24 protein-coding genes and 1 pseudogene are annotated in these 24,896 nt (G+C 75.6%); 15 read left to right on the top strand and 10 right to left on the bottom strand.

Translation table 11 applies throughout. From position 1 onward, the window contains the following. The 5 genes from GJV82_RS20145 to GJV82_RS13640 all read left to right on the top strand — a co-directional run. Positions 1–395 (top strand): ComF family protein (locus GJV82_RS20145; protein WP_404812986.1); only part of this gene is annotated, 395 nt, incomplete at its 5' end. Positions 396–589: 194 nt separating this feature from the next. Beyond that, entirely contained in the window at positions 590–1,243 is a 654-nt protein-coding gene (gene hpf / locus GJV82_RS13655; protein ID WP_024839345.1) for a ribosome hibernation-promoting factor, HPF/YfiA family, read from the top strand. A 211-nt stretch (positions 1,244–1,454) separates the two neighbouring features. Continuing rightward, positions 1,455–2,690 carry a winged helix-turn-helix domain-containing protein gene (locus GJV82_RS13650; RefSeq protein ID WP_155099606.1) on the top strand — a complete coding sequence of 412 codons (1,236 nt, stop codon included), beginning with the start codon at positions 1,455–1,457 and terminating at the stop codon, positions 2,688–2,690. 249 nt (positions 2,691–2,939) lie between these two features. Further along, the gene (gene secA / locus GJV82_RS13645) at positions 2,940–5,993 is read left to right on the top strand and encodes a preprotein translocase subunit SecA (RefSeq protein ID WP_318657646.1); all 3,054 of its coding nucleotides are present in this window, start codon (positions 2,940–2,942) and stop codon (positions 5,991–5,993) included. 308 nt (positions 5,994–6,301) lie between these two features. After that, positions 6,302–7,972, top strand: a complete 1,671-nt coding sequence (locus GJV82_RS13640; protein ID WP_155099597.1) for an enoyl-CoA hydratase-related protein — start codon at positions 6,302–6,304, stop codon at positions 7,970–7,972. A 70-nt stretch (positions 7,973–8,042) separates the two neighbouring features. Here the strand turns inward: GJV82_RS13640 and GJV82_RS13635 are convergent, their stop codons facing one another. Then, entirely contained in the window at positions 8,043–8,741 is a 699-nt protein-coding gene (locus tag GJV82_RS13635; RefSeq protein ID WP_155099596.1) for an Rv3235 family protein, read from the bottom strand. Positions 8,742–8,769: 28 nt separating this feature from the next. Continuing rightward, positions 8,770–9,942: a LysM peptidoglycan-binding domain-containing protein gene (locus GJV82_RS13630; protein ID WP_155099595.1), complete on the bottom strand. Its 1,173-nt coding sequence runs from the start codon at positions 9,940–9,942 to the stop codon at positions 8,770–8,772. Between the two features lie 159 nt (positions 9,943–10,101). Here GJV82_RS13630 and GJV82_RS13625 point away from each other — a divergent pair, with 159 nt between their 5' ends. Further along, positions 10,102–10,641: a hypothetical protein gene (locus GJV82_RS13625; protein WP_024839339.1), complete on the top strand. Its 540-nt coding sequence runs from the start codon at positions 10,102–10,104 to the stop codon at positions 10,639–10,641. 68 nt (positions 10,642–10,709) lie between these two features. Here GJV82_RS13625 and GJV82_RS13620 read toward each other — a convergent pair whose 3' ends face one another. Continuing rightward, a complete protein-coding gene (locus GJV82_RS13620) occupies positions 10,710–10,925 on the bottom strand; it encodes a helix-turn-helix domain-containing protein (protein ID WP_024839338.1) in 216 nt (71 codons plus the stop codon). A 126-nt stretch (positions 10,926–11,051) separates the two neighbouring features. Here GJV82_RS13620 and GJV82_RS13615 point away from each other — a divergent pair, with 126 nt between their 5' ends. From GJV82_RS13615 to GJV82_RS13605, 3 genes are read left to right on the top strand one after another with little or no spacing between them, the layout of a single operon-like run. Continuing rightward, positions 11,052–11,741, top strand: coding sequence for a CpaB family protein (locus tag GJV82_RS13615; RefSeq protein ID WP_155099594.1), 690 nt, complete (start codon positions 11,052–11,054; stop codon positions 11,739–11,741). Continuing rightward, positions 11,738–13,093, top strand: coding sequence for an AAA family ATPase (locus tag GJV82_RS13610; RefSeq protein WP_318657645.1), 1,356 nt, complete (start codon positions 11,738–11,740; stop codon positions 13,091–13,093). Before GJV82_RS13615 ends, GJV82_RS13610 begins: the two co-directional genes overlap by 4 nt. Before the next feature lie 4 nt (positions 13,094–13,097). Then, complete coding sequence (locus GJV82_RS13605) at positions 13,098–13,625, top strand: DUF6912 family protein (protein ID WP_155099593.1); 528 nt, start codon at positions 13,098–13,100, stop codon at positions 13,623–13,625. Between the two features lie 105 nt (positions 13,626–13,730). On the opposite strand, the gene hisN is transcribed toward GJV82_RS13605, so the two are convergent. The 4 genes from hisN to GJV82_RS13585 form a co-directional block, all read right to left on the bottom strand. Then, positions 13,731–14,525: a histidinol-phosphatase gene (gene hisN, locus GJV82_RS13600; protein ID WP_024839334.1), complete on the bottom strand. Its 795-nt coding sequence runs from the start codon at positions 14,523–14,525 to the stop codon at positions 13,731–13,733. 57 nt (positions 14,526–14,582) lie between these two features. Further along, on the bottom strand, positions 14,583–15,635 hold the full coding sequence (rsgA, locus tag GJV82_RS13595; protein WP_024839333.1) for a ribosome small subunit-dependent GTPase A: 1,053 nt from the start codon (positions 15,633–15,635) through the stop codon (positions 14,583–14,585). Next, positions 15,635–16,984, bottom strand: coding sequence for a 3-phosphoshikimate 1-carboxyvinyltransferase (gene aroA, locus GJV82_RS13590; RefSeq protein WP_115942975.1), 1,350 nt, complete (start codon positions 16,982–16,984; stop codon positions 15,635–15,637). Before aroA ends, rsgA begins: the two co-directional genes overlap by 1 nt. A 71-nt stretch (positions 16,985–17,055) precedes the next feature. Further along, entirely contained in the window at positions 17,056–17,703 is a 648-nt protein-coding gene (locus GJV82_RS13585; protein ID WP_155099592.1) for a DoxX family membrane protein, read from the bottom strand. A gap of 288 nt (positions 17,704–17,991) precedes the next feature. Between GJV82_RS13585 and GJV82_RS13580 the strand changes: the two genes are divergently transcribed. Continuing rightward, positions 17,992–18,768, top strand: coding sequence for a sigma-70 family RNA polymerase sigma factor (locus GJV82_RS13580; RefSeq protein ID WP_203232023.1), 777 nt, complete (start codon positions 17,992–17,994; stop codon positions 18,766–18,768). 17 nt (positions 18,769–18,785) lie between these two features. After that, positions 18,786–19,061, top strand: a pseudogene (rsrA, locus tag GJV82_RS20890) (mycothiol system anti-sigma-R factor); the annotation flags it as partial. Positions 19,062–19,273: 212 nt separating this feature from the next. On the opposite strand, the gene GJV82_RS20885 reads toward rsrA, so the two are convergent. Continuing rightward, positions 19,274–19,348, bottom strand: a complete 75-nt coding sequence (locus GJV82_RS20885; protein ID WP_099052597.1) for a 50S ribosomal protein bL37 — start codon at positions 19,346–19,348, stop codon at positions 19,274–19,276. Positions 19,349–19,493: 145 nt separating this feature from the next. Here GJV82_RS20885 and GJV82_RS13565 point away from each other — a divergent pair, with 145 nt between their 5' ends. From GJV82_RS13565 to GJV82_RS13555, 3 genes are read left to right on the top strand one after another with little or no spacing between them, the layout of a single operon-like run. Then, complete coding sequence (locus GJV82_RS13565; protein WP_155099591.1) at positions 19,494–20,513, top strand: DUF4097 family beta strand repeat-containing protein; 1,020 nt, start codon at positions 19,494–19,496, stop codon at positions 20,511–20,513. Then, positions 20,513–21,109 carry a PadR family transcriptional regulator gene (locus tag GJV82_RS13560; protein ID WP_024839327.1) on the top strand — a complete coding sequence of 199 codons (597 nt, stop codon included), beginning with the start codon at positions 20,513–20,515 and terminating at the stop codon, positions 21,107–21,109. Before GJV82_RS13565 ends, GJV82_RS13560 begins: the two co-directional genes overlap by 1 nt. A gap of 53 nt (positions 21,110–21,162) precedes the next feature. Continuing rightward, the gene (locus tag GJV82_RS13555) at positions 21,163–21,966 is read left to right on the top strand and encodes a DUF4097 family beta strand repeat-containing protein (protein WP_024839326.1); all 804 of its coding nucleotides are present in this window, start codon (positions 21,163–21,165) and stop codon (positions 21,964–21,966) included. Positions 21,967–22,095: 129 nt separating this feature from the next. On the opposite strand, the gene GJV82_RS13550 is transcribed toward GJV82_RS13555, so the two are convergent. Together GJV82_RS13550 and GJV82_RS13545 are read right to left on the bottom strand one after the other, a co-directional pair. Further along, positions 22,096–22,710: a GDSL-type esterase/lipase family protein gene (locus GJV82_RS13550; protein ID WP_231492778.1), complete on the bottom strand. Its 615-nt coding sequence runs from the start codon at positions 22,708–22,710 to the stop codon at positions 22,096–22,098. 100 nt (positions 22,711–22,810) lie between these two features. Then, the gene (locus tag GJV82_RS13545; RefSeq protein WP_318657643.1) at positions 22,811–23,725 is read right to left on the bottom strand and encodes an aldose 1-epimerase family protein; all 915 of its coding nucleotides are present in this window, start codon (positions 23,723–23,725) and stop codon (positions 22,811–22,813) included. Between the two features lie 108 nt (positions 23,726–23,833). Here GJV82_RS13545 and GJV82_RS13540 point away from each other — a divergent pair, with 108 nt between their 5' ends. Then, a complete protein-coding gene (locus GJV82_RS13540) occupies positions 23,834–24,829 on the top strand; it encodes an aldo/keto reductase (protein ID WP_155099590.1) in 996 nt (331 codons plus the stop codon). Positions 24,830–24,896 lie beyond the last annotated feature (67 nt).

Raw genomic sequence — 24,896 nt, 5'->3', positions numbered from 1 at the left:
CGGCGGGCGTGCGCGCGCAGGTCGTGCCGCTCGTGCGCCAGCGGGGACGCGCGCGCGACCAGGTCGGGCTCGGGTCGCGGGCGCGCGGCGCGCGGCTCAGGGGGGTCGACGTCGCACGCCGCCCCGGGCGCGTGCGCGACGCCCTGCGGGACCGGACGCCGTGCCTCCTCGTCGACGACGTCCTCACGACGGGGGCCACGCTCGCGGCGTGCGAGAGCGCCCTCGCCGGTGCCGGCGTGCCCGTGCTGGGCGCGTTCGTGCTGGCCGCGACCCCGGCCCCCGGGGAGCGTCGCGGGCCGCGGCGCGTGCCGTCGTCGGGCCCCCACGGAGGACGGGACCGAGGTCCCTCGGCCCGGGCCCCGTTGGTGCTGCCTGGAACCCGGGGCGGGGGTTAGTCTGAGGGCCAGTCGCCGCGGACGACGGACGTGCAGGGCACGTGCGACGCCGCGCGAGCGTACCGAGCGCGCGGCCTCGTGCCGCAAGGAGGTGGTAGCCCACCGCACCCGGCACCGGGTGCTCCTACCGAATCCGAACGAGGCGCCCGGACGCACCGGGCCGGGCGTCGCACAAGATCCTCGCGGAGGCTCACATGGAGATCGTCGTCGTCGGCAGGCACACGGAAGTGGCAGACCGCTTCCGCCGGCACGTGGAGGACAAGCTCGCCAAGGTCCAGCAGCTCGCGCCCACGGCGCAGCGCGTGGACGTCGAGGTCACCCACGAGAACAACCCGAGGCTCTCCGGGGTCCGCGAACGCGTCGAGCTGACCGTGCGCGCCAAGGGACCCGTCGTCCGCGCCGAGGCAGCGGCCGACGACCGGTTCGGCGCCCTCGACCTCGCGATGGACAAGCTCGCCGAGCGCCTGCGCCGAGCCCGCGACCGTCGCAAGGACCACCGCAACCACACCGTCGTGCCGCCCGTCGACGTGCGTCCCTACGACCCGGCCACGCACGCCGCACCCCCGCCGCCTGCGCCGACCGCGCCCAGCGAGCCCGGGGAGGCCGTCGAGACGACGCTCGGCGACTCGCCCGTCGTCATCCGGCAGAAGCTGCACACCGCGGAGCCCATGACCGTGGACGACGCGCTGTACGAGATGGAGATGGTCGGTCACGACTTCTTCCTCTTCGTCGACGTCGAGACCTCCCGCCCGTCGGTGGCCTACCGCCGCCGCGGGTGGACGTACGGGGTCGTCGCGCTCGACACGTCGTGCGACTGCGCGCAGGCCCCGGCCGAGAAGACCGCCTGAGCCGCGCCGACGCGCCCGGACCCGCGCGGGTCCGGGCGCGTCGTGCTGTCCGGTGTCCGACGACCAGGCGGTCCTGGCCGGCCGAGCAGGCGGTCCTGGCGCGACCGGCGGCCGGGACGCGCCAGGAGCACCTGGTCGGCGCGGGGCGGGCGGTGTGGGTGGGGGAGGGCAGGATCGGGACGTGGTCGCCACCTCGCCCCGGTCCGAGTCGATGTCCCTGTCCCAGGCGCGCCGCGTCGCGCTCGCCGCGCAGGGGCTGCACCGCGAGCGCCCGTACGGCGGCGGCGACGGCCGGACGCCCACGATGCGGCAGGTGCAGGGGGTGATCGACCGCCTCGGGCTGCTGCAGATCGACTCCGTGAACGTGCTCGCGCGCGCCCACCTCATGCCGCTGTACGCGCGGCTCGGCCCGTACGACACCGCGCTCCTCGACCGCGCCGCGGGGCGCGCGCCGCGACGGCTCGTGGAGACGTGGGCGCACGTCGCGTCGTACGTCCCGCCCAGCACGTGGCCGCTGCTCGAGTGGCGCCGACGCCGCTACCGCACCGAGGCGTGGGGGACGATCAGCGCGGTCGAGATGAGCCACTCCGACGCCGTCGAGGACGTGCGCCGCCTCGTCACCGAGCGCGGCCCGATCACGGCGAGCGAGGTGCACGACGTCCTCGAGGCCGAGGGCCGCGCGCACCCGCGCGACCGGTCGCAGTGGGGCTGGAACTGGACCGTGGCCAAGCGCGCGCTCGAGTTCCTCTTCTTCACGGGCGAGATCACGTCCGCGCGTCGCAACAGCGCGTTCGAGCGCTGCTACGACCTCACCGAGCGCGTGCTCCCGCCCGAGGTCGTCGCCGCCCCGCCCGTCGCGGACGCCGACGCCGTCCGGTCGCTCCTCGAGATCGGTGCCCGCGCCCACGGGATCGGGACGCTGCGCTGCTTCAAGGACTACTTCCGCCTCAAGGGGCCCGCCGTGCGGACGGCCCTCGACGAGCTCGTCGAGGCCGGGACGCTGCGGCCGGTGACCGTGCGTGGGTGGGACGAGCCGACGTACCTCCACGCCGACGCCGCCCTCCCGCGGCGCGCGACGGCCGTGACGCTGCTCAACCCGTTCGACCCGCTCGTGTTCGAGCGCACGCGACTGGAGCGCCTGTTCGACGTGCACTACCGGATCGAGATCTACGTCCCCGCGCCGAAGCGCGTGCACGGGTACTACGTGCTGCCCTTCCTCGAGGGCGAGGACCTCACGGCGCGCGTCGACCTCAAGGCCGACCGGCGCGCCGGGGTCCTGCGGGTGCTGTCGGCGCACCGCGAGCAGGCCGCGGGGGACCTCACGGCCGCCCGGCTCGCCGCGGAGCTGCGCGTCCTCGGCGGCTGGCTGGGCGTCCCGGAGGTCGACGTCGCCCCGGCGGGCGACCTGGCGCCCGCGCTCGCCGCCGAGGTCGCCGCCGCGCGCTGAGAGCGCTCGGCGCCCGGCGCGGGCGGTGGGCCGACCGGCGCGGCGAGGACGCGTCGTCGTACGCTGGCGGGCGACCTCGCGGGCCAGGTTCGTCGTCGGCGAAACCCGGACGGGACCGACGCGGCTCCGACTCGCCTACGATGTTGTGTGACGTTGCCGACGTCCGCTGCCGTGCGCGCCCGCGCGGCAGAGCGTCGGCGCTGCCCCCGGACCACCCGGCCCGGGCACCGATCGATACGGGAGTCCTGCGTGCCTTCGATCCTCGACAAGGTCCTTCGCATCGGCGAGGGCCGGATCCTCAAGAAGCTGTCCGGCATCGCCGACCAGGTCAACAAGCTCGAGCCGGGCTTCGAGGATCTCACCGACGAGGAGCTGCGGGAGGAGACCGACCGCTTCAAGGCGCGGCTCGCGGCCGGCGAGACCCTCGACGACATCCTGCCCGAGGCGTTCGCCGCGGTGCGCGAGGCGTCGCGCCGCACGCTCGGCCAGCGGCACTTCGACGTCCAGCTCATGGGCGGCGCCGCGCTCCATTTCGGCAACATCGCCGAGATGAAGACCGGTGAGGGCAAGACGCTGGTCGCGACGACGGCCGCGTACCTCAACGCGCTCGAGGGCAAGGGCGTGCACGTCGTCACGGTCAACGACTACCTCGCCAAGTACCAGAGCGAGCTCATGGGCCGCGTCTACCGGTTCCTCGGCCTCAGCACGGGCTGCATCCTGTCCGGGCAGACGCCGGCCCAGCGCCGCGAGCAGTACGCCGCGGACATCACGTACGGGACGAACAACGAGTTCGGCTTCGACTACCTGCGCGACAACATGGCGTGGTCCACGGACGACCTCGTGCAGCGCGGCCACCACTTCGCGATCGTCGACGAGGTCGACTCGATCCTCATCGACGAGGCGCGCACGCCGCTCATCATCTCGGGCCCCGCGTCAGGCGACACGAACCGCTGGTTCGGCGAGTTCGCCAAGGTCGTGCGCCGACTCAGCCCGGGCACGGACTACGAGGTCGACGAGAAGAAGCGCACCGTGGGCGTGCTCGAGCCCGGCATCGAGAAGGTCGAGGACTACCTCGGCATCGACAACCTCTACGAGTCGCTCAACACGCCGCTCATCGGGTTCCTCAACAACGCCATCAAGGCGAAGGAGCTCTTCAAGCGCGACAAGGACTACGTCGTGCTCAACGGCGAGGTCATGATCGTCGACGAGCACACCGGGCGCATCCTCCCGGGCCGCCGCTACAACGAGGGCATGCACCAGGCCATCGAGGCCAAGGAGGGCGTGCAGATCAAGGCGGAGAACCAGACGCTCGCCACGATCACGCTCCAGAACTACTTCCGCCTGTACTCCAAGCTCTCGGGCATGACCGGTACGGCGGACACCGAGGCGGCCGAGTTCCAGGGCACGTACAAGCTCGGCGTGGTGCCGATCCCGACCAACCGGCCGATGCAGCGCGTCGACCAGCCGGACCTCGTGTACAAGAACGAGGAGGGCAAGTTCGACGCGGTCGTCGCGGACATCGTCGAGCGCCACGCGAAGGGCCAGCCGGTGCTCGTCGGCACGACGAGCGTCGAGAAGTCCGAGCTGCTGTCGTCCAAGCTGAAGAAGCACGGCGTGCCGCACGAGGTCCTCAACGCCAAGCAGCACGAGCGCGAGGCGTCGATCGTCGCGCTCGCCGGTCGCAAGGGCGCCGTGACGGTCGCGACGAACATGGCCGGCCGTGGTACCGACATCATGCTCGGCGGCAACGCGGAGTTCATGGCGGTCGCCGACCTCGCGGCCCGCGGCCTCGACGCCGCGGAGAACCCGGAGGAGTACGAGGCCGCCTGGCCCGACGCGCTCGAGAAGGCGAAGGCCGCGGTCGCGGCGGAGCACGACGAGGTCAAGGAGCTCGGCGGCCTGTACGTGCTCGGCACCGAGCGTCACGAGTCGCGCCGCATCGACAACCAGCTCCGCGGTCGTTCCGGCCGTCAGGGCGACCCGGGCGAGTCCCGGTTCTACCTGTCGATGCAGGACGACCTCATGCGGCTGTTCAACTCGAACCTCGCCGAGTCGATGATGAACCGTGCCGGGTTCCCCGACGACGTGCCGCTCGAGTCGAAGATGGTCACGCGCGGTATCGCGAGCGCGCAGGGCCAGGTGGAGTCGCGCAACTTCGAGATCCGCAAGAACGTCCTCAAGTACGACGACGTCCTGTCGCGCCAGCGCACCGTCATCTACGACGAGCGCCGCCGCGTGCTCGAGGGCGAGGACCTGCAGGAGCAGGTGCAGCACTTCCTCACCGACGTCGTCACGGCGTACGTCGAGGGCGCGACGGCCGAGGGCAACCCCGAGACCTGGGACCTCGACGCGCTGTGGACCGCGCTGCGCGCCGTCTTCCCGATCTCGATCACGGTGGACGAGGTGGTCGAGCAGGCCGGCGGCGAGACGCGTCTGACGGGCGAGATGCTGCTCGAGGAGATCCTCTCCGACGCGCGCATCGCCTACCAGAACCGCGAGGAGCAGCTCGGCGCGGCGAACATGCGCCAGCTCGAGCGTCGCGTGACGCTCTCGGTCCTGGACCGCAAGTGGCGCGAGCACCTCTACGAGATGGACTACCTCAAGGAGGGCATCGGGCTGCGCGCGATGGCGCAGCGCGACCCGCTGGTCGAGTACCAGCGCGAGGGCTACCAGCTCTTCCAGGCGATGACCGAGGCCATCAAGGAGGAGACGGTCGGGTACCTGTTCAACCTCGAGGTCAAGGTCGCCGAGCCGGGCGCGGGCGCCGCGGGCCAGGCGTCGATCTCCGCGGCGGACGCGGCGCAGGCCGCGCAGTCGGCTGCGGGCCAGGCGCTCGGCGGCGCGGCCGGTGCGGCGTCCGCAGGTGCGGCCGCGGGCCTCGCGGCGGCGGCGCAGCAGCAGGCCGCCGTGCAGCAGGACGCCCCCGTGGAGGACGCACCGGTCGCCGACGAGCCCGTCGAGGACGCCCCGGTCGCCGACGCCCCCGCCGCGGCACCCGCGCCCGTGGCGACCCCGGCCGCGTTCGGCGGCCCGGACGGCGCCCGCGCGGGGACGCTCATCGCGAAGGGCCTGGACGGCCCCGACCGCCAGGTGCCGCTGTCCTACAGCGCGCCGAGCGAGGACGGCACGGGGCGCGCGGTCGTCTCGGGCGACGCCGGGCGACGGGCGCGCCGCGCCCTGCACGGCGAGGCGACGGCGGTCGAGAGCGACGGCCGGACCTTCCCGGGCACCCCGCGCAACGCGCAGTGCCCGTGCGGCTCGGGCAAGAAGTACAAGGTCTGCCACGGCCAGAACGAGGAGTGACGGCCGGACCGTCCTGACGCCACGAGGTGTGTCGCGCGCGCGGCACACCTCGTGGCGTCTCCGGAGGCCGGGCGCCTCGGCGCCGCGCGTCTCGGGTGCGGCGTCTCCGGTGCCGCGTGTCTCCGGTGCCGTGCGGCTCGGACCCGCGGTCGAGGGCTGCGTCCTCGGCGCGCGAAGGGACCGCGCCCGGACGCGCGCCGGGTCCGTGACGATCGTCCCGCGAATAGCGAATTGTCGTGAATGCGGTGCGTCTGGTTAGAGTGCAGGACGTCCGAGCACGTCTGCACGACGAAGGAGTTCGCCGCCCGATGAGGATCCTCCTGCTGGTCTCAGCCTTCAACGGTCTCACCCAGCGGGTGTGGTGCTCCCTGAAGGAGCAGGGCCACGACGTCGGCGTCGAGCTCGCCCCGACGTTCGACTCGGCCGCCGCGATGACGCGTGCGGTCGAGCGGGCCGACCCCGACCTCGTGCTGTGCCCGTTCCTCAAGCACCGCGTGCCGAGCTCGGTCTACGACCGCTGGCCCACCGTGGTCGTGCACCCCGGCCCCGTGGGCGACCGCGGCCCGTCGTCGCTCGACCACGCGATCCGCGACGGGCGCGAGCAGTGGGGCGTCACGGCCCTGTCGGCCGTGGAGGAGCTCGACGCCGGGCCCGTGTGGGCGACGTCGGTCTTCGACATGCCGTCCGGTCCCGTGTCCAAGAGCGCGCTGTACAACAGCCGAGTCGCTGACGCCGCGATGGCGTGCGTCGACGAGGTGATCCGCAAGGTGGCCGACGGCGAGGAGCCCGCCTTGGCGGAGACCTGGCCGCAGGTCGTCACGGACGTCGGCGAGCTGCCCCTGCTGCGCCGCGCCGACTTCCGGCTCGACTGGAGCCGCCCCGCCGCGGAGCTGGAGCGCCTGGTCGCCGCCGCGGACGGGGCGCCCGGGGCTCCTGCGGAGGTCGACGGCCGGTCGGTCTGCCTGTTCGACGCCGTCGCCTCGCCCGAGCACACCGGGGAGGCGCCCGGCACCGTCGTGGGGCGGCACTTCGACGCGGTCGCGGTCGCGTGCGGCCAGGGCACCCTGTGGGTCGGGTACGCGGCCGAGCTGGGCGCGCGCCGGGGCCCGAAGCTCCCGGCGACGCAGGTGATCGACGCGGGCCGGGCGCCCTTCCGCCCCGTCCCGGACGCCCTGGCGGAGACGACGTACGTGCGCGACGGCGCCGTCGGGACCCTGACGATCCGCTCCTACAACGGGGCGATGCACACCGAGCAGTGCCGGCGCCTCACGACGGCCGTCGAGAAGGCCCTCACCGAGGACACCCGGGTGCTCGTCGTCCGCGGGACCGAGCACGCGTTCTCGAACGGGATCCACCTCGGTGCGATCGACGCGGCCGTGGACCCGGCGACGGAGGCGTGGGAGAACATCTGCGCGATCGACGAGCTGTGCCTGGCCGTCGCGTCCGCCGAGCAGCTCACCGTCGCCGCGTTCACCGCGAACGCGGGCGCGGGCGGCGTGATGGCCGGCCTGTGCGCCGACGTGACGCTCGCGCGCGACGGCGTCGTCCTCAACCCCTACTACGACATGGGGATCTTCGGGTCGGAGCTGCACACGTGGAGCGTCCCGGCGCGCGTGGGCGCCCGGCGTGCGTCCCGGCTGCTCCAGGGCAAGCTGCCGGTCTCCGCGGCCGAGGCCGCACGCATCGGGCTCGTCGACGGGGTCGGCCCGCGGGAGTGGGGCGAGTTCGAGGGCTGGCTGTCGTCGACCGCGCAGGGGTACGCGGAGCCGGAGACGCTCGCCGCGATGCTCACGGCACGCGCCGAGCGCCGCGCGACCGACCGGCCCCTGACGTCCTACCAGACGATCGAGCTCGCCGAGATGGCGCGCGACTTCTTCGACGACCGCAACGGGTTCTCCGCCCAGCGCCGCGCGTTCCTGCGCAAGTCGCCCGCCGACGCCACGCCGGAGAAGCTGCGGTTCGCCACGCCGCGCGCGTGACGCGCCGACCGCGGCCCGTCGGACCGGCAGGTCGGGCGGGCCGCGAGCGTCCGGTGGCGTGGCTGGGCGCTCAGCCGATCTCCAGGGCCACGACCCGCCACGTGCCGCGGCGGGTCTCCAGCCGAGCGGCGGCCGCGCGTACGCGGTCGCCGTCGTCGACGACGACCGTCCCCTCAGCGACCCCCTCGCCGATCCGGACGAGTCGCGCGCGCCGGATCGTCACCGGCCGTGTCGCGCTCTCGACGCCCGCGTCGGCCACGAGCCGGGCCCGGCGGGCGAGCGTCTCGTAGATCTCGGGCGAGACCCAGCGCGCGAGCTGGCCCACCGTGCGCTCGCCGCGAAGGACCTCGAGCGCCGCACGGACGACGGCGCAGCACATCGCCGTCGGGTCCGGGAGCGGCACCGGGGCCGTCGGTGCGAGCGGGCGGCCGCGCACGACGTGCTGCGGAGGTCGCGCGCCGCCGTCGCGCACGTCGACCGCCGGGGGGAGCTGCTCGCCGACGCAGCGCAGCAGGCGCGCGGGCGGCGGCGCGGGCACGCTCGCCGAGCGGGCCGTGCGCGCCGGGGCGGTCCTCGGGGTGGCGCGGGTCGCGATCCCGGCGGGCGCGCCGGCCCCGGTGGTCGTCGTGTCGGAGCCGGCGTCGGGTGTGGCAGCCCGGCGGAGGGTGCCCGTGCCCGTGCCGGGGGTGGTGGGGCGGCGGAGGGTCGCGGTGCCACCCGTGACGGCGGCGGCGGGGGTCTCGGAGCAGGGGCGCAGGGGAGCGGTCATCGTCGGGCTCCTTCGTGAGGTCGGGTCGTCATGCGACGGGCGCGGTGAGCACCTGGCCGGGGAGGATGAGGTCGGGGTCGTCGCCGACGACGTCCGCGTTCGCCGCGTGCCAGCGCTGCACGGCGGAGGCGACGTCGGCGGCGGTCGCGTCCGGCGGGAGGTGGCGCGCGGCGATGGACCACAGCGTGTCGCCCCGCACCACGACGACCTCCGCCGCCGGGCCCGGCGACACGTCGCGCGTGGCCGTGAGCAGCGCGTCACCCCGCCCCGTCGCGCCGCCGTGGACGGTCGCGGCGCCGCGGTCGGGCCCGACCGTCACGCGCGGCCCGCTCTCCGCCGTGCCGGTGCTCGTCAAAGCGGACGATGCTTGCGCCCCTGTCGCGCCGGGCGCGGTCGTGGCCGCCCCGCGCTCGGTCCCGGCGTCGCGGGGCTGCGCCCCGGAGTCGCGCCCGGTGGTCCCGGCGCCTGTCGCGGGTGTCGCCCTGCTCGCGGCTTCCTCCGCCGCCGACGCGGCCCCGCCCCGGCCGGCGGCCGAGGAGGTCGCGCCCCCGCTCGTCGCACCCGTGCCCGTCGCCGTGTCCGTCGCCGTGTCCGTCGCGGCCCCGCGGCCGGTCACCGCACCGGTGGCCGGGACGACGCCGCGGTCGGCCGCCCGGTCCGCGGCACTCGGTCCCGTCGGCGGGGTGCCGTCCTCCTCTCCGTGCGCGGGCCGCTCGGGCGCGGGCGTCGAGGTGCCGCGAGGCTCCGCCCCCGTGTCCGGGGCCGAGGCGCGCCACCCGAGGTCGACCGCGACGACGGCGGGCTCGTCGGGCGGCGGCGCGCTCGCGTGGGCCGCCCCGCCGGAGAGGACGAGGCCCGCGCCGACCGAGACGCCGACGCCGACGCGCGCGGCCCGGCGGACCACGCGCGGCGCGGCGCGCAGGACCAGGCGCTCGCCGACCGCCCACGACCGGCCCGCCGCGCGGGCGACGACGCAGCCGAGCCCGAGGGCCGCGCTCGCGGCGACCCACGCCGCGGCGAGCCCGCCGACCGCGACGGCGACGAGCTCGAGGTAGGGCTCGGCACGCACGCCGGGCAGGCCGCCCGCGACGTGCACGGCGCGCAGGGTCAGCCCTGCCGCCGCGCCGCCCATGACGACGACGAGCGCGACGAGCACCGTGAGCCCTCCGCCCTGCCCGCGTCTCGTTGCACGACGTCCCATCGATCCCCCTGCCCGTCGCCGTGGCGACAGTTGATGTCGTTTGATGTCGTTTGACAACGACGGATCGATCTAAGCGGGCGCTGGTGCCGGTGTCGAGGGTCTTCTCGTGATGTGGACAGACGGGACGATCCCGTCCGCGAGGACCGCTACGGTGTGCGCGTGCGATGGGACGCCCTCTTCGACGACCTCGCGGCGCAGCTCGTCGCGGCGCAGTCCGAGGACAGGGCTGCGGCCGTCGCGGACCTCACCCGCGCCGAGCACGCCACGATCGCGCTCGTCGAGCGGCTGCGGGGCACGGCGGGATCCGTCACGCTCGAGCTGCTCGACGGCTCCGCGGTGACCGGCGTGCTGCGCGACGCGGCCGAGGAGTGGGTGCTCGTCGACGAGCGGCGGCGCCAGCACCTCGTGCCGACGAGCGCGATCACCGCGGTCGCGGGGCTCGACCGCCACGCGCAGCCGGCGCCGTCGGCACGGTCCGCGCGCCTCGGGCTCGGGCACGCGTTGCGCGCGCTCATGCGCGACCGGCGGCCCGTCCAGGTCCGGACGCCGTCGGGCACCGTCGCCGGCTGGGTCGCGCGCGTCGGCAAGGACCACCTCGACGTGGAGGTGGCGCCGGGAGCGGCCCACGGGGCGCGGGTCGTACCGTGGTCCGCCGTCCTGTGCGTCAGCGAGTCCCGGACGGGGTACGTCGAGCGGTGAGGACGCGGCAGGGGGAGCCACGGGGGGCGCGGGACGACGCGCGGTCGGCGCAGCCGGTCGCCGTGCGGTCAGCCGTCGAAGTCGCCGGCCTCGATCCGCTGGCGCGTCTGGGCGTACATGCGCTGGATGTACGCCTCGAGCTCGCTGACCTCGACGCGCCACTGCCCGCGACCGCCCACCTGGATCGCGGGGAGCTCGCCCGACCGGACGAGTGCGTACGCCTGCGCCGCGGAGATGTTGAGCTCCTCCGTGACGTCGGCGAGGGTGAGGAACCGCTGGGCCATGGCGTCAGTCTGGCACGCGCGAGCCGGTCCGCGGTGCTCGTCCACAGCCCCCGCCGCGCGCGCCGCGGACCGGGGATCATGAAGCCTCGGCACGACTGACGTGCCGGACCACCGAGGGGGATACCGATGACGACGACCGTGGAACGACCCGTGCGCGCCGTGCCCGAGCCTGCGCCCGCCGCCCGCCTGCGACGGCCGGGCTGGAGGGACCCGCGGCTCCTCGTCGGGGTCGTCGTGGTCGCCCTCTCGGTCGCGCTGGGCTCGTGGGCCGTGAGCAGCGCGGCCCGGACCGTCGACGTCTACGCGGCCGGCACGGCGCTGACCCCGGGCACCCCGGTGACCGCGGCGGACCTGCGGACGGTCGAGGTCCGCCTCGGCGCGCAGACGGACCGCTACCTCCTCGTGGAGGACGGGCTGCCGGACGAGGCGGTCGTCCTGCGGACGGTCGCCCCGGGCGAGCTCGTGCCGGCGGCCGCTCTCGGCGCGGCCGCGGACCTCGCGGTGCGTGCCGTCGCGGTGCCCGTGTCGACCGGCCTCTCCGACCGCATCGTGGCCGGCGCGGCGGTGGACGTGTGGCACGTCCCCGCGGAGGCCGGCGCCGCACCCGGCGGCGACCCCGTCGCCGAGACCGCGGAACCGCAGCTGCTCGTGAGCGGCGTGACCGTCGCGGAGGTCGACGAGGGGAGCGGGACGCTCGTCGTCGGGGGACCGGTGACGGTCCACCTGCTCGTCGGGGCCGACGACCTGCCCGGCGTCCTCGCGGCGGTCGCGGGCGACGGGACGATCGCGCTCGTGCCGGTCGGGAGCGCGGGGTGAGCGGCGCGACGACCACGACCACGGTCCTGTGCGCCGTGCGCGGCGCGCGGGAGGCCGACGTCGTCACGACGCTCGGCGCCCCCGGTCTGCAGGTCACGCGGCGGTGCGCGGACGTCGTCGAGCTGCTCGCCGCGGCCGCGGCGGGCGCCGGGCGCGTCGCGGTCGTCTCCGACGACCTGCCGGGTCTCGACCGGGGCGTCGTCGCGGACCTGCACGCGCACGGCGTCCGGGTCGTCGCGCTCGCGGCCGACGGCACGTGGGAGGAGGGCCGGCTGCGCGCCCACGGGGTCGACGCCGTGGTGGACCTCGACCTCCCGGGCGACGCGCTGCGCGACGCGGTCCGCGCCGTCGTGCCGTCCACCGACCCCGAGGCCCGTCCCGGTGCGCCCGGGCAGGCGCCGGAGCACGGCGGCGGCCCCGAGGAGCCGGCCCGGCAGGGGATCGTCGTCGCGGTGTGGGGCCCGACCGGGGCGCCCGGTCGCACGACGCTCGCCACGAACCTCGCGGCCGAGCTCACCGGCACGACGCCGGAGCCGCGCGCCCGTCGCGCCCGACGACGACGGCGCACGCCCGGACCCGGTGCCGCCTCGCCCGCCGAGCAGGTGCTGCTCGTCGACGCGGACACGTACGGCGGGACGGTCGCCCAGCGCCTCGGGCTGCTCGACGAGTCACCCGGCCTCGCCGCGGCGGCGCGCGGCGCCGCTCAGGGCACGCTCGACGCCGCGCGCCTCGCCGCGCTCGCGCCCGCGGTCCTGCCCGGCCTGCGCGTGCTCACCGGCCTGACGCGCGCGGCGCGCTGGCCCGAGCTCCCCGGGTCGTCGCTCGACGCCGTGTGGGAGACCGCGCGGTCGGTCGCGGACTGGACGGTCGTCGACACCGGGTTCGCGATCGAGCGCGACGAGATGCTCACGTACGACACGCGTGCGCCGCAGCGCAACGACGCGACGCTGAGCGCGCTCGCCGCCGCGGACGTCGTGGTCGTCGTCGGGTCCGGTGACCCGGTCGGCCTCCAGCGGCTGGTGCGCGCGCTCGACGAGCTCGCGGAGTCGGGGACGGCCGTCGGCGCGGCGCGGGCCGTCGTCGTGAACCGGGTGCGGGCGAGCGTCGTCGGCGCCGGGCCCGAGCGTGCCGTGCGCGACGCGATGGCCCGGTACGCGGGCGTCGAGGACCTGCACCTCGTGCCCGAGGACGCGGCGCTCGACCAGTCCCTGCGCGAGGGGCGCGCCCTCGCGGAGACGGCGCCGTCGAGCCCGGCGCGACGCGCGGTCGCGCACCTCGCGGCGCACGTGCGGGCCGTCGCGCCGTCCGGGCGTGGTGCGGTGCCCGGTCCCGTGCTCGAGACGGCACACTGAACCCATGCGCATCTACCTCCCCGCGACGCTCGACGAGCTCGACGCCGTGACCGTGACCGCCGACGCCGCCCGCTGGACCGTCGCCCCGCGCGGCGCCCACGCCGTCACGGCCGCGCTCACGCGCGCGCTGCCCGACGAGGACGAGGAGGGCCTGGAGTACGCGGCGGCGCTCGAGGCGGCGGACGACTCGCTCGCGCTCGTCGCGTCGCGCCCGGACGCACCGCGCCAGCGTCTCGTCGTCACGGTCGAGGTGCCCGACGGCACGGTCCAGGTGGTCGGGGGCGCGGACGACGACGAGGACGCGCCCGCGCCGAGCGCGGTCGAGGTGCTGCGCACCGTGCCCGACGTCGCGATCGTGTGCGTGCACGTCGACGAGCCCGAGGCGGTGCCGGACGTGGAGGCCGTGCTCGCCGCGGCCGACGGCGACGGACCCGAGGCGGACGCCGCGCTCGACGCCGCGATCGAGCGCGTGGGCGAGCGCGACCTGCTCTGGTACGACTGGTCGGAGCTCAAGGACGTGCCCCGCGGCTGACGCCGGGAACGTCCCTCGAACCGAACCCCCCGCCGTCGAGCATGTGCTGGTGGCCCGTCCCGACGTCGCGACGGGCCACCAGCACATGCTCGGCGGCAGGGGCCGTCAGCCGAGGCGGTCGAGCACCTCGTCGTGCAGGAGACCGTTCGTCGCGACGGCGTTGCCGCCCCACGGGCCGTCGGCGCCGTCGAGCGACGTGAAGCGGCCGCCCGCCTCGGTGACGATCGGCACGAGCGCGGCCATGTCGTAGAGCTCGAGCTCGGGCTCGGCGGCCGCGTCGACGGCGCCCTCGGCGACGAGCATGTACGACCAGAAGTCCCCGTACCCGCGCGTGCGCCACGCCCCGCGCAGGAGGTCGAGGAACGGCTCGAGCCTGCCGCGCTCCTCCCACCCGTCGAGCGACGCGTAGGAGAAGGAGGCGTCGGACCACGACGAGACGCCCGAGACCTGCAGGCGCGTGGCCGCCGCGAGCGACTTGCCCGTCCAGGCGCCGGTGCCCTTCGACGCCCACCAGCGGCGGCCCAGCGCCGGCGCGGACACGAGCCCGACGACGACCTCGTCGCCGTCGGCGAGCGCGATGAGCGTCGCCCACACGGGCACGCCGCGCACGAAGTTCTTCGTCCCGTCGATCGGGTCGACGATCCAGCGGCGCGACCCGTGACCCGTCTCGCCGTACTCCTCGCCGACGATCGCGTCGCGCCCGCGCGCGCGGGCGAGCTGGGCGCGGATGATCTCCTCGGCGGTGCGGTCGGCGTCGCTCACCGGGGTCGAGTCCGGCTTGGACTCGACGCGCAGGTCGAGGGCCTTGAAGCGGGACAGGGTGTGCGCGTCGACCTGGTCGGCGATCACGTGGGCGAGGCGCAGGTCGTCGTCGTAGCCGCGCGTCGAGGGGGGCGTCATGGCTCACACCGTAGCGGTGCCCGCGCTGGTCGGAGGAGCCGCCGCGCGGACCGGGCCTCAGGCGGCGCCGGTGCGTGACGCGAGGACCCGCCGGAACGACTCGAGCCGCGCGGCGCGCGCCGCGCGCGTCGCGTCGTCGGGCGACGCCTCGACCCACTCGTCGAGCGCGCAGTCCGGCGCGTCGTCGAGGTGAGTGCACCCGCGCGGGCAGTCCGCCGCGACGGCGTCGAGGTCCTCGAACGCCTTGAGCAGGTGGTCGACCTGCACGTGCGCGAGCCCGAACGACCGCACGCCGGGCGTGTCGATGACCCAGCCGCCGCCGGGCAGGCGCAGCGCGACCGCCGACGTCGACGTGTGCCGGCCCCGGCCCGTGACGTCGTTGACGACGCCGGTCGCGCGCCGGGCGTCGGGCACGAGCGCGTTGACGAGCGTGGACTTGCCGACGCCCGAGTGCCCGACGAACACCGACGTGCGTCCGGCGAGCGCGTCGCGGACGGCGTCGAGCGGCTCGATCGCCCAGCCGTCCGGCGCGAGGCCGTCGGGCACGCGCCGCGTCACGACGACCGAGACGCCGAGCGGCTCGTACAGCGCGCGCAGCGGGCCCGGGTCGGCGAGGTCCGCCTTGGTGAGGCACAGCAGGACGTCCATCCCGGCGTCGTACGCGGCGACGACGCACCGGTCGATCATGCGCGTGCGCGGCTCGGGCTCGGCGAGCGCGGTGACGACGACGAGCTGGTCGGCGTTGGCGACGATCACCCGCTCGTAGGGGTCGGTGTCGTCCGCGGTGCGGCGCAGCACCGACGACCGGTCCTGGATCCGCACGATGCGGGCGAGCGACCCGTCGTCGCCGCTCACGTCGCCGACGAGGTCCACGCGGTCGCCGCACACGATGCGCGTGCGGCCGAGCTCGCGCGCCTTCATCGCGAGGACCGTGCGTTCCTCCGCGCCGTCGTCGTCGCCGACGAGCAGCGTGTACCGCCCGCGGTCGACGCCCGTGACGAACCCCGTGACCGCGTCCGCGTGCTCGGGGCGCTGCTTCGTGCGCGGTCGGCTGCCCCGTTTGCCGGGTCGCGAGCGGAAGTCGGACTCGTCGGGGACGCGGCGCGCCATCAGCGGGTCGCCGCCCCCGAGCCGGCGAGCATGCGCTCCCACATCCCCGCGAACCCGGGCAGCGTCTTGGCGGTCGTCCCGACGTTCTCGACGCCCACGCCGGGCACGCGGAGCCCGATCACGGCCGCCGACGTCGCCATGCGGTGGTCGTGGTACGTGCGGAACAGCGCGCCGTGGAGCGGGCGCGGGGTGATGACGAGCCCGTCGCGCGTCTCCTCCGCCTGCCCGCCGAGGCGCGTGATCTCCGTGGCGAGCGCGGCCAGGCGGTCGGTCTCGTGCCCGCGCAGGTGCGCGATGCCGCGCAGGCGGCTGGGGGAGTCGGCGAGCGCGGCGAGGGCGGCGATCGTCGGCGCGAGCTCGCCGGCGGCGTGCAGGTCGACGTCGACGCCGCGCACCTCGCCCGTGCCCGTCACGGACAGCACGTCGCCGTCGAGCGACGCCGTCGCCCCCATGGACTCGAGCAGCTCGGGCACCATCGCGCCCGGCTGGGTCGTGGCCGCGGGCCAGCCGGTGACGCGCACCGTGCCGCCCGCGACGAGCGCGGCCGCGAGGAACGGCGCGGCGTTGGACAGGTCGGGCTCGACCTGGACGTCGCGCGCCGCGACCGGCCCGGGCTCGACGCGCCAGATCGCGGGGCGCGAGTCGTCGACGACGACCCCGACCTCCCGCAGCACCTCCACCGTCATCTCGATGTGGGGCATGCTCGGCAGCGTGCGACCGACGTGCCGCACCGTGAGCCCCTGGTCGTAGCGTGCGGCCGCGAGCAGCAGACCGGAGACGAACTGGCTCGACGCGGACGCGTCGACGTCGACCGACCCGCCGCGCACGTGCCCGCGGCCCCGGATCGTGAAGGGCAGCGTCGTGGGGAGCCGCCCGTCGGGCGCCTCGACGGGCACGTCGAGCGCGGCGAGCGCCGCGAGGACCGGCCCCATGGGGCGCACGCGCGCACCCTCGTCGCCGTCGAAGCGCACCGTGCCGTCGGCGAGCGCGGCGACGGGCGGGAGGAAGCGCATGACCGTCCCGGCCAGGCCGCAGTCCACGTCGACCGGCCCGCGCAGGGGGCCGGGCGTCACGTGCAGCTCGCTCGGCGTCGACCCCTCGACGACCTCGACGCCCAACGCGCGCAGGCCCGCGATCATGAGGTCGGCGTCGCGGCTGCGCAGAGCACCGCGCAGCGTGCCGGGGCCGTCGGCGAGCGCGGCGAGGACCAGCAGCCGGTTCGTCAGCGACTTCGACCCCGGGACCTCGACCGTCGCGTCCAGCGGCCCGTGCGCCGTGGGCGCGGCCCAGCCCTCGTCGGCAGGGGCGGAGGACTCGGTGGCGGGAGGCGCGGGGGGCGGCGTCGTCATGACGTCCAGGCTAGTGGAGCGGCCCGGCCCGACGACGGGCGGTCCCGCCGGGCGGACGCGTCGCGACCGCGTCAGGCGACCTTCGCGCGGACGGCCGCGCCGGCGTCGTGCACGGCGCTCGACGCGCTGCTCGCGGCGTGCTCGGCGGCCTCCCGCGCGGCCTTGGCGGCCCGGCGCGCGGACCCGGAGATCTCGTGGGCGGCGCCCTTGCCCCGTGCGGCGGCGCCCTTGACGCCCGCCGCGGAGGCCTCCTGCTTCGCCTGCCGCGCGAGCGCGAGGTCGTGGCGCGCGCGCTCGAGGCGCCACTGCACGCCCGGACGACCCTCGTAGTCGGCGCCGGCGATGAGCGCCGCGCCGATCGCGCCGACGTTCGCCACGAACTTCCGCGTCCGCTCGGTGCGCGCCGCACCGCCCGAGGTGAACGGCTGGTTGACGACCGCGAGGGGCACGGTGAGGGCGGCGAGGGTGAGTGCGGCGGTGCGCGGCGCCTTGCCCACCGCGAGGAACAGCCCCGCGAGGGCCGTGGCGGCGCCGTGCGCGCGGACGAGCGTCGCGACCTGCTTCTCGCTGAGCGGCGCCTCGATGCCGGCGCTCTTCTCGACGAGCTCGACGCCCGAGCGCGCGGCTCGCACGTGCTCGGCGGGCCTGAGCGCGGCCTGGAGCCCGTCGTAGACGAACCACGAGGCCAGCATGGGCCTCGCGACGTGGCGCAGCAGCATCGGTTCTCTCCTCATCGCAGGCGGTCCTCCGGCGGCCCGTGGGGGCGCCTCCGGTCGGTCCCAGCCTGCCGCGCCCGCCGGGACGGCGCCACCCGCGGGCCGCCCGGGGGTGCGCATCCGGGTCCGCGGGCCGGGAATGCGCGCGCGGCTGGAGCGGTTGCACCACTCGTGACCGTCCTGCTCGACTCCTCCGCGCCCGCCGCACGGGCCGTGCCGTCGACCCCGCGGGCGTCCCTCGGGGACGCCGGGTTCGCCGCCGCGTGGTCGGCGCCGGGCCGCACGGACGACATGGCCGTGCTCACGCCAGCGAACACCCAGACGAACGGGGGACTAGGCTCGTTGTTGATGACAGAGCGAATCTCCGGCAGCGACGTCTCCGGCAGCCCTGCGACGACGTCGGGAACGACGCCCGTCGAGGGCACGGACGTGCCCGTCGACGCGACGGACACCGAGGACACCAACCGCGCGCCGCAGGCCGAGAGCGACGCCGCGCGCGCCGCGCGGTTCGAGCAGGACGCCCTGCAGTACCTCGACCAGCTGTACTCGGCGGCGCTGCGGATGACGCGCAACCCGTCGGACGCCGAGGACCTGGTGCAGGAGACGTTCGCGAAGGCGTTCGCGGCGTTCCACCAGTACCGCCCGGGCACGAACCTCAAGGCGTGGCTGTACCGGATCCTCACGAACACGTTCATCAACACGTACCGCAAGAAGCAGCGCGAGCCGCAGCAGGCGCAGACGGACGACGTCGAGGACTGGCAGATCGCGCGCGCCGCGTCGCACACGTCGCAGGGCCTGCGCTCCGCCGAGGCGGAGGCGCTCGACCGCCTGCCGGACTCGGACGTGAAGCGCGCCCTGCAGGAGCTGCCCGAGGACCGACGCATGGTCGTGTACTACGCGGACGTCGAGGGCTTCCCCTACAAGGAGATCGCGGAGATCATGGGGACACCGATCGGCACGGTCATGTCCCGCCTGCACCGAGGCAGGCGTCAGCTGCGCGAGCTGTTGGCCGACTACGCCGCGAGGCGAGGACTGGTGGGGGCCAAGGGCCCCGGAGGTGAGTCGTGAGCACGTCAGAGAGCAGGATGGCCGCACGGGGCCAGGCGGAGGAGCCGGTGACGCCGATCCCGCACTCCACCGCGGGCGAGTCGGAGTGCGAGCACGCCCTCAAGCACCTGTACGAGTACCTCGACTCCGAGATGACGCCGGACGACGAGCTGCGCATGCGCGCGCACGTCGCGCACTGCTCGCCGTGCCTGGCCGAGCTGAGCATCGAGGAGCTCGTCAAGCAGCTCGTGCGCCGCTCGTGCCATGAGAAGGCGCCGGCCGGTCTGCGCGAGCGCATCCACACGCAGCTCACGGTCATGGTCTCGACGACGACGGTCGTNGAAGGCGCCGGCCGGTCTGCGCGAGCGCATCCACACGCAGCTCACGGTCATGGTCTCGACGACGACGGTCGTCGAGACGCGCTGACCGCCGGCCCCGCTCGACGGGCCCGCTCAAACGCCGGAGGGCCCGGACCGACGTCGTCGGTCCGGGCCCTCTCGCGTACCCCCGCGGGGGTCGGGCGTGCTCAGGCGTTGGGGCGCTTGCCGTGGTTGGCGGCGTTGCCCTTGCGGCTGCGACGCTTGCGTCCGCGCTTACTCATGGTGTTCTCCTGACGGTCGGGGAGTGCTGCCGGTCTCGGCGGTTCTCGACGGGTGTCGACGTGGAACGACCGGTCTCGGCGTGTCCAGTCCGCCTCCCATCGTCCCACACGCGGCCCCTTGCCAGCCCCGCGGACGCGATATATCGTGTTTGCCACGGACGAGATATATCGCGAGTTCGACGCGGGCCGCACGGTCGTCCGCCGCGCCGCGACGACCAGGACGGAGCACCCGATGACGCACGAGAGCTGGACCGTCACCGGTCCGCAGGCCATCGACCTCGCGCACGTGAGGACGCTCGACGCGACGGTGATCGGCGGGCGGCTCGACGTCGTCGCGCACGACGACCCCGCGCGCACCGACGTGCGCGTCGAGGTCCACTCGGTGACCGGCCGCCCCCTCGAGGTGCGCCTCGACGGCTCGACGCTCCGCGTCGGGTACGGCCCGTTCGGGTCCGGCTGGAAGGGATTCCTCGAGCGCTTCCGGACCTACACCGGTCGGGACGCGGCCGACGTGCACGTCGCGGTCCCGGCGTCCACGACGGTCAAGGTCGCGACCGTCCAGGGCGAGGCGCTCGTCGCGGGAGTGCGCGACGGCGCCCGGCTCGCCACGGTCTCCGGCTCCGTCGTGACGAGCCGCACGCGCGGGGAGCTGCGCGTGGACACCGTGTCCGGCGAGGTCTCGGCGAGCGAGCACGACGGCGCCGTCCGCATGGACTCCGTCTCGGGCTCCCTCACCGCGACCGGCGCGCTGCGCTCCCTGCGCCTCGACTCGGTCTCGGGGTCCGTCACGGTGGACACGCGCACGACCCCGGACGAGATCCAGGTCAGCGCGGTCTCCGCGGACGTGCTCGTGCGCCTGCCCGAGCCCGACGCGATGGACTACGCGATCCGGTGCATAAGCGGTCGCCTCGTCGTCGACGGCGAGGAGCAGCGCGGCGCGGCACGCTCGTTCCACCGCCCCGCCGTCGTCGGCGCGGGCGCCCCGGTGCGGGTCTCCGCCGTCTCGGGCGACGTGACGGTCCTGCGGGGCGGGGCGCCGTCCGGGACCGCGGACGCTCCCGGGACCGAGGACGCCGCCCCCGACGGCGACCGCGCCGACGTCCCCGCCTGGGGCAGCCCCGGCGGCGCGCGCCCCGCCCCGACGACCGGAGCGGCGGACCGCTGATGGCCACGGTCTTCGCGCACGGCCAGCTCCGCCTGTACCTCCTGGCGCTGCTCGACGCCGGCCCCAAGCACGGGTACGAGCTCATCACCGAGCTGTCGGACCGCTTCGGGGGCACGTACCGGCCCAGCGCCGGGACGATCTACCCGCGGCTCGCGCGGCTCGAGGACGAGGGCCTCGTGCACCGCAGCGCCGACGGCCGCAAGACGACCTACGAGCTCACGCCGGCGGGCCGCGCCGAGATCGAGGCGCGCCGCGCGGACGTGGCGGCGCTCGAGCACGGCATCGCCGAGACCGTGCGCCAGCGCGCCGAGGCGCTGCGCGCCGACGTGCAGGGCTCGCTCCAGGGCCTGCGGGCCGAGCTCGCCGCGGCCGCGCAGAGCGCGCGCGCCCGCCCGCGGTCCGGCGAGCCCGAGCGGCGGCGCGCGTCGTCCGTCGCGCGCGCGGAGGCCGAGGCCGTCCTGCAGCGGTTCCGCGAGGAGGTGCGCGCCGACCTGCGTCGCGCCGACGCCGCGGGCGTGGTCTCCGACCTCACGGTGGACACGCTGCGCACCGTGCTGGAGAGCGCGCGGCGGGCCGTGCGCGCCACGCTGCCCTGACCGACGACACCCACCACCGCACCCGAACCAGAGAACCGAACGAGGAGAAGCGCATGAGCACCGAGTCCTGGGTCATCACCACACCCCAGACGGTCGACGTCGCCGACGTCCGCCGCGTCGTCGTCCAGCTCACCGACGGGTCCGTGGACGTCGTCGCCGACCCCGCGCGCCCGAGCGGGGCGCACCTCGACGTCAGCGAGGTGTCCGAGCGCCCGCTCCAGGTGAGCTCGCACGACGGCGAGCTGCGCGTCGGCTACGACTTCGCGGGCGTCGAGGGGATCGTCGAGCGGGCGAAGGGCCTGCGGGACAAGGACCGCGCCGTCGTGCGGCTCACCGTCCCGGCGGACGTGCCGGTCAAGGTGACGACGGCGCGCGCCTCGGCGAGCGTGGTCGGCTCGCGGGCCGACCTGTCCGTGACCACCGCGACGGGCGCCGTGCGCGTCCAGGGCGTCTCGGGCACCGCGACCGTCCGGACCGCGACCGGGGCCGTCGACGTCGGCGAGCACGTGGGCGACGTCCACGTGAGCACCGCGTCCGGGCCGGTCACGCTCGGCGGCACGCTCGGCCGCGTGTCCGTCAACACCGTGACGAGCGGCGTGGAGGTCGTCGCGCGCGAGAGCACGCCGCTCGTGGACGCGCGCACGGTCTCCGGCGACGTGGCGGTGCGCCTCGGCGCCGGCTCGCCCGTCAACCTCAAGGCCCGCAGCGTCACGGGCAAGGCCGTGCTCGACGGCGTCCGGCTCGGGTCGAGCGCGCAGCGCACGACGTCGGTCGACCACGTCGACCAGCCGGGAGCCGGGGGAGCGTACGTCTCGGCGAACACCGTCTCGGGCGACCTCACGGTCTCGCGCGGCTGAGCGTCGGCACGGCGCAGCACGGCCCCGCGGTGCGGGAGCGGTCGGACGACCGCCCTCGGCCCGCGGGGCCGCGTCGCGTCCCGGGGCGTGCCCGGCGACTGCCGGCGTCGGCTCCGCGCGGGGGCGTTCTCAGACCGTGTCGTCGGGCAGGCCCAGCCAGGCGTGCCACCCGGTGTGCAGCACGAGCCAGGCCATGAGGCCGTAGCCGGCCTGCCCGGGGAAGCCGTTGCCGCTCTGCGCGAGGTCGGCGAGCCACTGCTCGTGCGTCACGAGCGGGCTGAACGTGTCGACGTACGGCACGCGACGCCGGTTCGCCACGTCGGAGAACGCGTGCGAGAGCTCGGCGAGCCGCTCGGCGTCCTGCGCGTGCCCGGGCGGCGGGCCCACGACGAACGTCGGCAGCCGCCGCGACTCCGCGACGTCGAGGACGTTCGCCAGGTTGAGGCGCGAGCGCGCGACGGACAGCCCCGCGTCGAGGTCGTGCCGGCCCAGCCCGATGACGAGGCGGTTGTCCACGTCCGGCTCGGGCGAGAACCGGCGCGCGGTCTCCGCCTCCCAGCGCTGGCTGAGCGCCGTCGTCGTCTCCCCGGGGATCGCGAGGGGGAACACGTACGCCGGCTGGGGGAAGCGCGTGCGCGCGACGACGCGCCCCGCCCACCCCAGGGCCTTGGCGTCGCCGACGCCGGCGCTCAGCTCGTCGCCGACGACGCAGATCCGTACCTCACGACTCACCGCGTCTTCCACGGGCGCCATTCTCCCCGACGCGGGGCGCGCAGGTCGATCCGGCCCGGTGCGGACGGCGTGTCGAGCGCGCCGGGAGCGGCAGCGGCCCGCGCGCGGACCGTCACAGGAGCGTCGCGCCCCACGTGACCTCGTGCGAGGAGCCCGGCGCGAGCCGGACGAGACGCTCGCCGGTGCGGAACGCGTCCGCGACGCAGCTCATCGGCTCCGCGGCCACGCCGGAGCGCTGGAACGCGGCGTCGCCCACGTGGTCGCCCGTGCACACCTGCCACGTGTCCATCGAGCCGTCCATCCAGACGGCGGCGGTGCGCCCGTCGGGCGCGGTGAGGCGCACCCACGACAGCCCGTCGGCGTCGCGCAGCACGTCGACGTACGCGTCGTCGAGGTCGACGCCCGCGAGCGGGCGCGGCTCGCGCAGGTCGTAGGTGCCCGCGACCGGCTCGGTGCCCGTGGGCAGGAGGCGGTCGTCGGTCGTGACGCGCGTCGCGGCGTCGAGCTGCAGCGTGCACGCGTCGAGGTCCGCGCCGTCGGCGGACAGCCACGGGTGGAAGCCCACGCCGTACGGGGCGGTCGACGCGCCGACGTTCGTCGTGCGCACGTGGACGCGCAGCCCGGCGTCGTCGAGCGAGTACGTCACGCGCACGACGAGGTCGAACGGGTAGCCGGGCGAGGGCGGCAGGTGCAGCTCGAGCGCCGCGCGCGCGGCCTCGTGCTCGACGACCGTCCAGCGCTGCCAGCACGCGAGCCCGTGCAGCGCGGTGCCGCGGCCCGGCTCGGTGATCGGCACCTGGTACGTGGTGCCGTCCACCTCGTAGGAGCCGTCGCGCAGGCGGTTGGGCCACGGGACGAGGACCGCGCCGTTGAACGCGGGCGCCACCTCGTCCTCGCGGAACGGGGTGAAGACGGGCCGGCCGCCCACCGTGTACTCGCGCACGGCCGCTCCGACCTCGGTGATCGTCGCTGCGTGCTCGCCGTGGGCGATGCGGACCTGGGTTCCCGACGGGGCTGGGGTGTTCACGCTCACATACGGTACTCGGCGTGCGAGCGTGCGCGATCCGCTCCCGACCGTCAGACTCGGTGCCCGGGCGCGTCTTCCGACGCGCCCGACGCAGCACGAGGAGGAACGATGGAACGACAGGTGCTCGGGCGCACGGGGCGTCTCGTCTCGGTCGTCGGACTGGGAACCTGGCAGCTCGGCGCCGACTGGGGCGACGTGAGCGAGCAGGACGCGCTCGCCGTCCTCGAGGCCTCGGCCGAGGCGGGCGTGACGTTCTTCGACACCGCGGACGTCTACGGCGACGGTCGCAGCGAGCAGGTCATCGGCGCGTTCCTCGCCGACAACCCCGGCCACTCCATCACCGTGGCGACGAAGATGGGCCGCCGCGAGGCCCAGGACCCGGACAACTTCACGCTCGCGAAGTTCCGCGAGTGGACCGACCGCTCGCGCCGCAACCTGCGCACCGACCGGCTCGACCTCGTCCAGCTCCACTGCCCGCCGACCCCGGTGTACTCGCGCGACGAGGTGTACGACGCGCTCGACACGCTCGTCGCCGAGGGCGCGATCGCGAGCTACGGCGTGAGCGTGGAGACGGTCGACGAGGCGCTGACCGCGATCGCGCGGCCCGGCGTCGCGACCGTGCAGATCATCCTCAACGCGTTCCGGCTCAAGCCGCTCGACACGGTCCTGCCCGCGGCGTCCGACGCCGGCGTCGGGATCATCGCTCGCGTGCCCCTGGCCTCCGGTCTCCTGTCCGGCAGGTACACCACGGCCACGACGTTCGCGGCCGACGACCACCGGACCTACAACCGCGACGGCAGCGCGTTCGACGTCGGCGAGACCTTCTCCGGGGTCGACTTCGAGACGGGCGTCCAGGCGGCGGGCGAGTTCTCCGCGCTCGTGCAGGACGTCGTCGGGCAGGACCTCACGCCCGCGCAGGTCGCGATCGCGTGGGTCTGGCAGCAGCCCGGGGTGTCGACCGTCATCCCCGGCGCCCGCAGCGTCGAGCAGGCGCGCGCGAACGCCGCCGCCGGCAGCGCCGACGTGCTCGGGCCGCTGTTCTCGTCGGGCGTGCGCGAGATCTACGACCGGCACCTGCGCGCCCAGGTGCACGACCGCTGGTAACGGCACCGCCCGGGACGGCCGGGCGACCGACGACGAAGGCCCCCTCCGCACGGAGGGGGCCTTCGTC

It is taken from the genome of Cellulosimicrobium composti, from assembly GCF_009711085.1.
Lineage (GTDB): Bacteria > Actinomycetota > Actinomycetes > Actinomycetales > Cellulomonadaceae > Cellulosimicrobium > Cellulosimicrobium composti.
Note: the sequence above shows the minus strand (reverse complement) of the source record. Positions and strands in the feature narration are given on the sequence as shown.